At 26.6% G+C, this 7,911-nt stretch carries 9 protein-coding genes; 2 read left to right on the forward strand and 7 right to left on the reverse strand.

All coding sequences use genetic code 11. The features are described from left to right. Positions 1-2 precede the first annotated feature (2 nt). Genes amrB through BT997_RS14065 form a run of 5 tightly spaced genes read right to left on the reverse strand, consistent with a single transcriptional unit; the run spans position 3 to position 3,923 of the window. The gene (gene amrB, locus BT997_RS14045) at positions 3-791 is read right to left on the reverse strand and encodes an AmmeMemoRadiSam system protein B (protein WP_083568773.1); all 789 of its coding nucleotides are present in this window, start codon (positions 789-791) and stop codon (positions 3-5) included. Positions 792-802: 11 nt separating this feature from the next. Continuing rightward, positions 803-1,798: an AmmeMemoRadiSam system radical SAM enzyme gene (amrS, locus tag BT997_RS14050; RefSeq protein ID WP_072682569.1), complete on the reverse strand. Its 996-nt coding sequence runs from the start codon at positions 1,796-1,798 to the stop codon at positions 803-805. Between the two features lie 4 nt (positions 1,799-1,802). Further along, a complete protein-coding gene (gene amrA, locus BT997_RS14055; protein ID WP_072682570.1) occupies positions 1,803-2,351 on the reverse strand; it encodes an AmmeMemoRadiSam system protein A in 549 nt (182 codons plus the stop codon). A 17-nt stretch (positions 2,352-2,368) separates the two neighbouring features. After that, positions 2,369-3,304: a ferrochelatase gene (hemH, locus tag BT997_RS14060; protein ID WP_072682577.1), complete on the reverse strand. Its 936-nt coding sequence runs from the start codon at positions 3,302-3,304 to the stop codon at positions 2,369-2,371. Then, positions 3,300-3,923, reverse strand: coding sequence for an ATP-binding cassette domain-containing protein (locus BT997_RS14065; protein ID WP_072682571.1), 624 nt, complete (start codon positions 3,921-3,923; stop codon positions 3,300-3,302). The genes hemH and BT997_RS14065 overlap by 5 nt, the downstream gene beginning before the upstream one ends. Positions 3,924-4,096: 173 nt before the next feature. Between BT997_RS14065 and BT997_RS14070 the strand changes: the two genes are divergently transcribed. Further along, entirely contained in the window at positions 4,097-4,375 is a 279-nt protein-coding gene (locus BT997_RS14070; protein ID WP_072682572.1) for a c-type cytochrome, read from the forward strand. A gap of 27 nt (positions 4,376-4,402) precedes the next feature. Here BT997_RS14070 and ccoS read toward each other — a convergent pair whose 3' ends face one another. Together ccoS and BT997_RS14080 are read right to left on the reverse strand one after the other, a co-directional pair. After that, positions 4,403-4,627: a cbb3-type cytochrome oxidase assembly protein CcoS gene (gene ccoS / locus BT997_RS14075; RefSeq protein WP_072682573.1), complete on the reverse strand. Its 225-nt coding sequence runs from the start codon at positions 4,625-4,627 to the stop codon at positions 4,403-4,405. A gap of 23 nt (positions 4,628-4,650) precedes the next feature. Next, positions 4,651-7,089, reverse strand: coding sequence for a heavy metal translocating P-type ATPase (locus tag BT997_RS14080; RefSeq protein ID WP_072682574.1), 2,439 nt, complete (start codon positions 7,087-7,089; stop codon positions 4,651-4,653). A 105-nt stretch (positions 7,090-7,194) separates the two neighbouring features. Between BT997_RS14080 and BT997_RS14085 the strand changes: the two genes are divergently transcribed. Then, positions 7,195-7,911: response regulator (locus tag BT997_RS14085; protein WP_143145211.1), on the forward strand; the 717-nt coding region annotated here is incomplete at its 3' end.

Genomic DNA, 7,911 nt, shown 5'->3' on the forward strand with positions numbered 1-7,911 from the left:
AATTATTCTCCTATTAATACTGAAGTATACCCTACTACACGGTTATTATCTTTTGTTCTATCAAAACTAGTGCAGTAGTGTAGCACAGAAGTTTTTAAGTTATTTTTAAGTGAGGATTGAATCATTGCTTTTACTCCAGTTAATCCACAAGCTTCACACCCTTTATCAAATAAATTCAAATCTTTTTTTACAATTGCATTAAGACATATATTATCTAATTTTTTCGCCTCTTCTAAGGTATAAAAATGACTTAAATCTGTACTTATTACAACAAAATTATCTCTATTTAAAAGTAATTCATCTATTAATTTTGATAATTGCGTAAAATTTACTTTTCCATAAACTATTTCAATCATATCTAAACCATCAAAATAATTTTTTATAAAAGGAGCCTGCGTTTCTGTTGAGTGTTCATAATGTGCATCTTCTAAAAAGTTTAAAAAATCATATTTTTCTTTTAATTCTAAAGAATACTCCTTGTCAATTTTTATATTCCCTAAAGGAGTTTCATATTCATCATATAAAGCAATAGATGCTCCTTCTAAATATACTTTATGAGAAGGACCTATTACTATTACACGTTTAAATTTTTCTTTCGAAGATAAATTAAAAGCTAAATTTGCAGTAAACCCACTGTAAATATATCCTGCATGGGGAGAGATTATTGCTCTTGGAGTTATATCAAGATTATCCACTGTAAAACTGTTATTAAAATGCTCTATATATTTTTTTATCTCTTTTTCATTATCTGGATAAAAACTTCCACTTACTACAGCTCTTCTCATTTCCATATTATCTCCTTCTAGTTCTTCCAAAAAATACCATCAATTTTTGTATGACAATTTGAACAAGTATCATTTTTTAGACTATAAGATTTTACATTAAAGTATTCTCTTGAAATCATACTTTCTTCACAATTAGGGCAAAGAGTATTGTTTTCATAACCAATATTTCCAATATATACATACTTTAAACCTTCAGCTTTTGCAATATCATGTGCAAGTTTTAAACTTTCAAAAGATGTTCTTGGTAGATTCAACTCTTTATAATCAGGATGAAAAGCTGATATATGCCAAGGTACATTTACTCCTAAATTTTCTTTTATCCATTTTACAATCTTTGTTAACTCTTCAGTACTATCATTTTTTGTAGGGACTATCAAAGTTGTAATTTCAATCCATATACCATTTTTTTGTAAATGTATTAAGTTATTAAGTACTTGATTTAAATTTCCACCAAGTTTTGTTTTATAATATTTTTCATCAAAAGATTTTAAGTCCACATCTATTGCATCAATAACACCTTTCATATCATCTATTACTTCACTACTTTCAAAACCATTACTTACAAAAATAGATTTAATTCCATATTTTTTTGCTTCAACTGCTATATCTTTTGCAAAAGGATAAAAAATCGTTGGTTCATTGTAAGTATAAGAAATTGAAGCACATTTTTTTTCTCTTGCAATATCTACAACTCTTTTAGGGCTTGTAAAATTACTTTTATCTATTTTTTTCTCTTGAGAGATACCATGATTTTGACAAAAATTACAATGAAAATTACAACCAACAGTACCTAAAGAAAGAGATTTTGATTTAGGAAGAAAGTGATATAAAGGTTTTTTCTCAATTGGGTCAATATTAAAAGCACTTATATGTCCATAAACAAGACATTCTATTTTATCACCTACATGTTTATTAACACCACAAACACCAATTTGTCCATCTTTTAAATCACAATAATAAGAACATAAAAGACAAGTTAGTTTGTTATCATTTGACTCTTTATGATAAACCATTTTCTTACTTTATTTTTTGTGCTTCATATGTTTGTATTTTAGGAAGTCCAGATAAAGAAGCTGGATTTAAACCTGCTTTTTTACAAAGGTGAACCATAAATTCATTAAAAGTTGGAAGTTGTTCCCAAACTTGAGGTAAAAATGTTGCTCTTTTCCCATCAAGTTCTAAAATAACTCCATGTTTATTTGGTATTAATTTTTGCTCTAAATCTTTTAAATCTGTATATTCAAGTGGTGTAGGAATTGTTAATAAAGATATTTCAATTTTAATTTTTTCAAACTCTTCTTTTGTTAATCTATCAAATCTAAAATCTGCAAAGGCTGCCGATTTTGCATTATGCAAAATATCATCAAGCAAACTTCTATGGGCAACTAAAGAACCAATGCAACCTCTTAATTTGCCATCTTTTGTAAGTGTAACAAAACTTGCTCTTTGTTCACTTAAAAATGGGTTCTCTTGAAGTAGTTTTTCTTTATCAAATTTAATAGTCTCATCAAAATCAGACTCTATTGATTTTAATGCTAATGTTAAAAGTAGTTTTCCTTCTTCCATAAAATATCCTTTTTAAATTAAGATAGTTTTGTTATATCCTTAATAGCTTCTATAAATTTATCATCATAATTTACACATTTACAAACTTTATAATCTGCAATACCTATCTCATCAGCTTCTTCTTTATATTCAATACTAAGTTCAAAATCCGTTTCAGAATTATCAACTATAAAAGCAATAGGATAAATTAAAACCTTTTCATCTTTATATTTTTTTAATTCTTCATCTAAAGCTGGTTCTAGCCATTTCATAGGACCAACTTTTGATTGATATGCTAAGGATATTGATTTAAAACCTATATTTTTTTCACTTAAAAATTTTGATAAAATCTCAACATGCTCTTCTACTTGTTTTTGATATGGATCACCAGCATCTACAATTTTTTGAGGTAATCCATGTGCTGAAAATATTAAATTGTATTCACTATAATCATCAACACTATTTTTTATAGTATCAATAATTGACTCATTAAAAAGTTCATTTTTATAAAAAGGATCTATTACTTCAATATTAAATTTTCCTTGAGCAGCTTCTTCAAAATCTTCAACAGAAGACTTAGTAGTAGTTGTAGAATATTGAGGATATAAAGGTAATAAAACTACATCTTTAATTCCTTTTTCTTCTAAATCTTTTATACATTCATTAGCACGTGGAGGTGTATATCTCATAACTTGATAAACACATATATCTGATAAATTATCCTCTACTTTTGAAACTAATTGTTCTGTCAATGGATTTATTGGTGATTGATTTCCAATCTCTTCATAGTTTTTCCATGCAGAATCAAGTCTAGATGTTACAATTATTTTTGCTAAAATTGATCTAAAAAAATCACTTTTTAATGTTAAGATATTTTTATCGTTAAACATATTTGTTAAAAACATTTTTAATTCATTTTTATTTCTTGCACCACCCATATTAAGTAGTACTAATGCTTTTTTGCATTCATTAATCATTATTATTCCTATTTATTTTACTTAAATTTATAATTTCATCACTACACCATGAAGCTAAAGTCATATCATGTGTTATTAATAATATCGCACAATTATCTAAATACTTAACTAAAAGTTTCATAACTTCATATGCAATGATATTATCCAAAGCAGATGTTGGTTCATCAACTAAGAGTAATTCAGGTTTCATAAGCAATGCTCTTAAAATAGAACAACGTTGAAGCTGTCCTCCACTTAACTCATGAGGTTTTTTATCCAATAATACTCTATCTAAAGATAAATCATCACAATATTTTTTAATCTCTTTTTCTAAATCTTTAGATTCTAAGTATATTACATCTTTTATTTGTTCAATAATTTTAAAAGAAGGATGAAATGAACTATAAGGATCTTGATAAATTGAACTTATTTTATTTGCGGTTATATTTCCAGATAAAGGTTTTAAGTTTCCACAGATTAACTCAAAGAGTGTACTTTTCCCACTTCCACTCTTACCTACTATTGAAACTAAGTGTCCTTTTTGTAGTTCTAAATTAAAATCACTATAAATTAGATTTTCTTTTTTATATCCAAAAGAAAGATTCTCTATTTTTAAAAAAGGTTCATTTTTACTCATTTTCAATCCTAAATAATTAAGCAGATACTATATAAAAATATTCTTTAAAAGCTGGCTAAATAAGAAGTTATAATAATTTATTATAATTTTTTTCTTGATTCTAAAACAATCTTATAAGTTTATTAAAAGAATAAATTGATAAAATTTGTTTTTAAATATCAAGGAGAGATTAAATGAAAAAGATTGTTTTAGGAACAATGATAGCTGCGGCATCTTTAATGGCTGCAAATTATGCACCATGTGCTGGATGTCATGGAGCTTCTGCAGAAAAAGCTGCATTAGGTAAATCGCAAATTATTAAAGGTTGGCCAGCAGATAAAACTATTGCTGCACTAAAAGGTTATAAAGATGGTTCTTATGGTGGAGCTATGAAAGGTGTTATGAAAGGTCAAGTTGCAAGACTTTCTGATGCTGATATTGCAGATTTAGCTGATAAAATTTCTAAATTCTAATTAGTAATTTATTCTAAGAAAAGTGAATCATTCAGGTGATTCACTTTTTTTTTGTCCTTTTTTTGACTCTTCTATTTTTTCTTCTTTTTTAACAGCATCATTTAAATCTTCAGTACTATCAAATAATAGTCCATCCATCATTTTATCACCATCATCAAACTGTCCATCTTTTGCACCCCAAATAAACATTCCTAGTATTGCAAAAGATACAACAAGACCTACAATTAACATCATTAAAAGAGTATCATTCATTATTTATTTCCCTAGTTTTTATTTTAATCTTTGATTTTAATTCTCATCGAATTTGCAACAACTATCAATGAACTTAAACTCATTGATAAAGCTGCAACAAGAGGAATTACTAATCCAGCCATTGCTAAAGGTATTGTAACTAAATTATAAAGAAGAGATATCAATAAATTTTGTTTTATAAAACTATAAGTTCTTCTTGAAATTGAAAATGCTTGTTTTAAAGACTTTAAAGAATTGTTTAATAAGACAACATCAGAAACTGAAATTGTAATATCTGCTGAATTACCCATTGCAATTGAAACATCTGATGAAGCTAATGCAACAGAATCATTTATTCCATCTCCTGCCATAACAACAGTCCTACCCTCTTTTTTTAACTCTTTTATATAATTAGCTTTTCCTATAGGATCTATATTTGATACATAAGTTTTAATTCCAACTTTTGAAGCAACTGTAGAAGCTACACTATTATTATCCCCTGTTAACATGACTACATTTAAACCATTTTTATTTGCATCATCAATTAATTCTTTTGCATCATCTTTTATTTCATCTTCTAGTTCAAAAGTAGCAATTACTCTTCTATTAATAGCAAATAAATATACAGAATTTGAGCTATCAAAATTATAATGAATATTATTCTCTTTCATTAATTCTAGATTTCCACCAATTATATGAAATAATTTATCATCCACATTTCTATATTTTGCAAGCATCCCCTTAGCTTGGATATTTTTTACATTTTCTAATTCTTTTAATTTTAAATCATATTTTTTACTAAGTTCTTTTTTGATTGATTGAGAAATAGGATGAGTTGAAGCATCTAAAAGAGAATATAATAAATTAAGTTTATGAATATTCTTATCCATTATTCTCATTTTTTTTACTTTTAGTTCACCTTTAGTTATAGTTCCTGTTTTATCCAAAACCAAAGTATCTGCTTTTGCAAAGGTTTCAACAAATTTTGCTTCCTTAAAAAGTAAACCTTTTTTTGCAAGTTCGGAAATACCAATTAAACTAGCAATAGGTGTAGCTAAAGCTAAAGCACAAGGACAAGCAATTACGATTACAGAAATTGCAACAATAAATGATTTTTCAAAATTACTCGCTCCATCATAATCAAATCCTAAATCAATTCCAAAATAATACCAAACTAAAAAAGTTAAAAAAGAAAGAGTCAATATTGAAATAGTAAACCCTTTTGATATTTCATTGGCTTTATATTCAATTTGCGGTTTTGAACTAAGAGAATCTTCAAGAAGTGTTACTATTGAGTTTAGTGTTGAGTCCTTATATGACTTTATAACTTCATATCTAATAAGGGCATCATTATTAATTGTTCCGCTATATAATAAATCATCTTTTTGTTTAAATACAGGAATAGATTCTCCTGTTAAACTTGATTCATCGAAACTTCCTTCTCCACTAATTATTTTTCCATCAATACAAACTTTTTCACCACTTCTAACCTCTACTACATCCCCTACTTTAATATTGTTTAATGCTACAGTTTTTTTAACTCCATTATCAATAATAGTAGCTTCTAAAGGTATTGTACTTTTAATCTTATCCAAAGTATCAACTGCAGATTTTTTTCCTAAAACTTCTAAATACTTTCCAATTAATACAAAAGTAATAATCATGGTAACAGAGTCAAAATAACTCTCGCCTTTCCCACCAAAAAGAATGTATAAAGAGTATATATAAGTTAAAGTAGCTCCAGAACTTACTAGAAAGTCCATATTTAGGATTTTGTTTTTTAATCCATAATAAGCACCTCTATAAAAAATCCATCCAGAATAAAGTAATACAGGTGTAGTTAAAATAAACTCACCTAGATGTATATAAGTTCTTATCTCCTCTTCAATACCAGTGAAAAATCCTGTATATTTTGCAACTGATAACATCATAATATTCATAGAAGCAAAAATTGCAACCATCATTCTTATAAAATAATCTCTTTTTGATTTTACAGCTTGCTCATCAGCAACAGTTGCATCATAAGCATAAGCGTTATAACCAATACTTCTTATTTTTAATATAATATCTGATAATTTTATCTTTTTTTCATTCCAAATAATTTTTGCTTTGTTGTTTGAAAAATTAATATCTGCACTAACTATTCCATCCGTACTATATAAAACTTTTTCATTTAACCAGATACATGCAGCACAATGAATACCCTCAATTATTAAATCAATTTGTTTAAATCCATCATCAGTAGTTTTAATAAAAGTATCTTCAAAACTATCTGTATCAAAACGTTTTATATCGTCATGTACTTCCAGAGGAGGAGTAATTGTTTTATTTCCTAACTTATCATAAAAAGAATCTAAACCATCATTTTGTAAAAGATGATAAACGCCTTGACAACCTTTACAACAAAAATTTAGTTCATTATCTTTTATCATTACACTGTCACTAAAAACTAAATGACAATGATCACACTTGACATTACCCACTAAAAAATCCTAAAATAATATTTTAATAACAAAAAAACAAATAGTAAATATTTATTTAATTAATAGTATAATAATTATATCGTAATAAGTTTGGAGTAAGTCTTAATGATATCTAACGTATCAATTTTAAAAAATATAACAATTTTATATGCTGAAGATGAAGCAGCATTAAGAGAAATAACACTTAATATTTTAAGAGGATTTACTAAAAAACAATTTGTGGCAGAAAATGGTGCAGAGGGATTAGAGCTATTCAAACAAAATGAATCAGAAATTGACTTAATTATTACAGATGTCAATATGCCTATTATGAATGGGTTAGAAATGATTCGAGAAATAAAAAGAATTAATCCAAATATTCCTATTATTGTTGCAACTGCCTTTTCAAATACAGAATATTTACTGGAAGCTATTGATATAGGTGTTGATAAGTATGTATTAAAACCAATTGATATGAAAAAACTATTACAACTTATGAGTCAATCTTTACTTTATCATGAATTAAAAGATTTATATATAGATAACTTAACACACTTGCCAAATAGAAATAAACTAAAAAAAGATTTAGAAAGTACACAAGAAGGCCTTATGGCTATGATTAATATTGATAAATTTTCTACTATCAATGACCTTTTTGGAGAATCAAACGGAGACAGAGTACTTCTAGAGTTTTCGGATACCCTAAAAAAATATTTTACAAAAGAAGAGTTTACTTTATATAGAATTGAAGCCGATAAATTTTTAGCTGTTGCAAGAGATTATAATAAAGAAGTACAAGACCTATATGATTTATGTAAAAGATTTGAAGATTATATTGAAGAA

Source organism: Arcobacter sp. LA11, from assembly GCF_001895145.1.
Lineage (GTDB): Bacteria > Campylobacterota > Campylobacteria > Campylobacterales > Arcobacteraceae > Halarcobacter.

Coding starts and splice junctions, on each gene's coding strand:
- amrA (WP_072682570.1), bottom strand. CDS start 2,351: ATGGAAGAAGGAAAACTACTTTTAACATTAGCATTAAAATCAATAGAG.
- BT997_RS14065 (WP_072682571.1), bottom strand. CDS start 3,923: ATGAGTAAAAATGAACCTTTTTTAAAAATAGAGAATCTTTCTTTTGGA.
- amrB (WP_083568773.1), bottom strand. CDS start 791: ATGGAAATGAGAAGAGCTGTAGTAAGTGGAAGTTTTTATCCAGATAAT.
- amrS (WP_072682569.1), bottom strand. CDS start 1,798: ATGGTTTATCATAAAGAGTCAAATGATAACAAACTAACTTGTCTTTTA.
- BT997_RS14070 (WP_072682572.1), top strand. CDS start 4,097: ATGAAAAAGATTGTTTTAGGAACAATGATAGCTGCGGCATCTTTAATG.
- ccoS (WP_072682573.1), bottom strand. CDS start 4,627: ATGAATGATACTCTTTTAATGATGTTAATTGTAGGTCTTGTTGTATCT.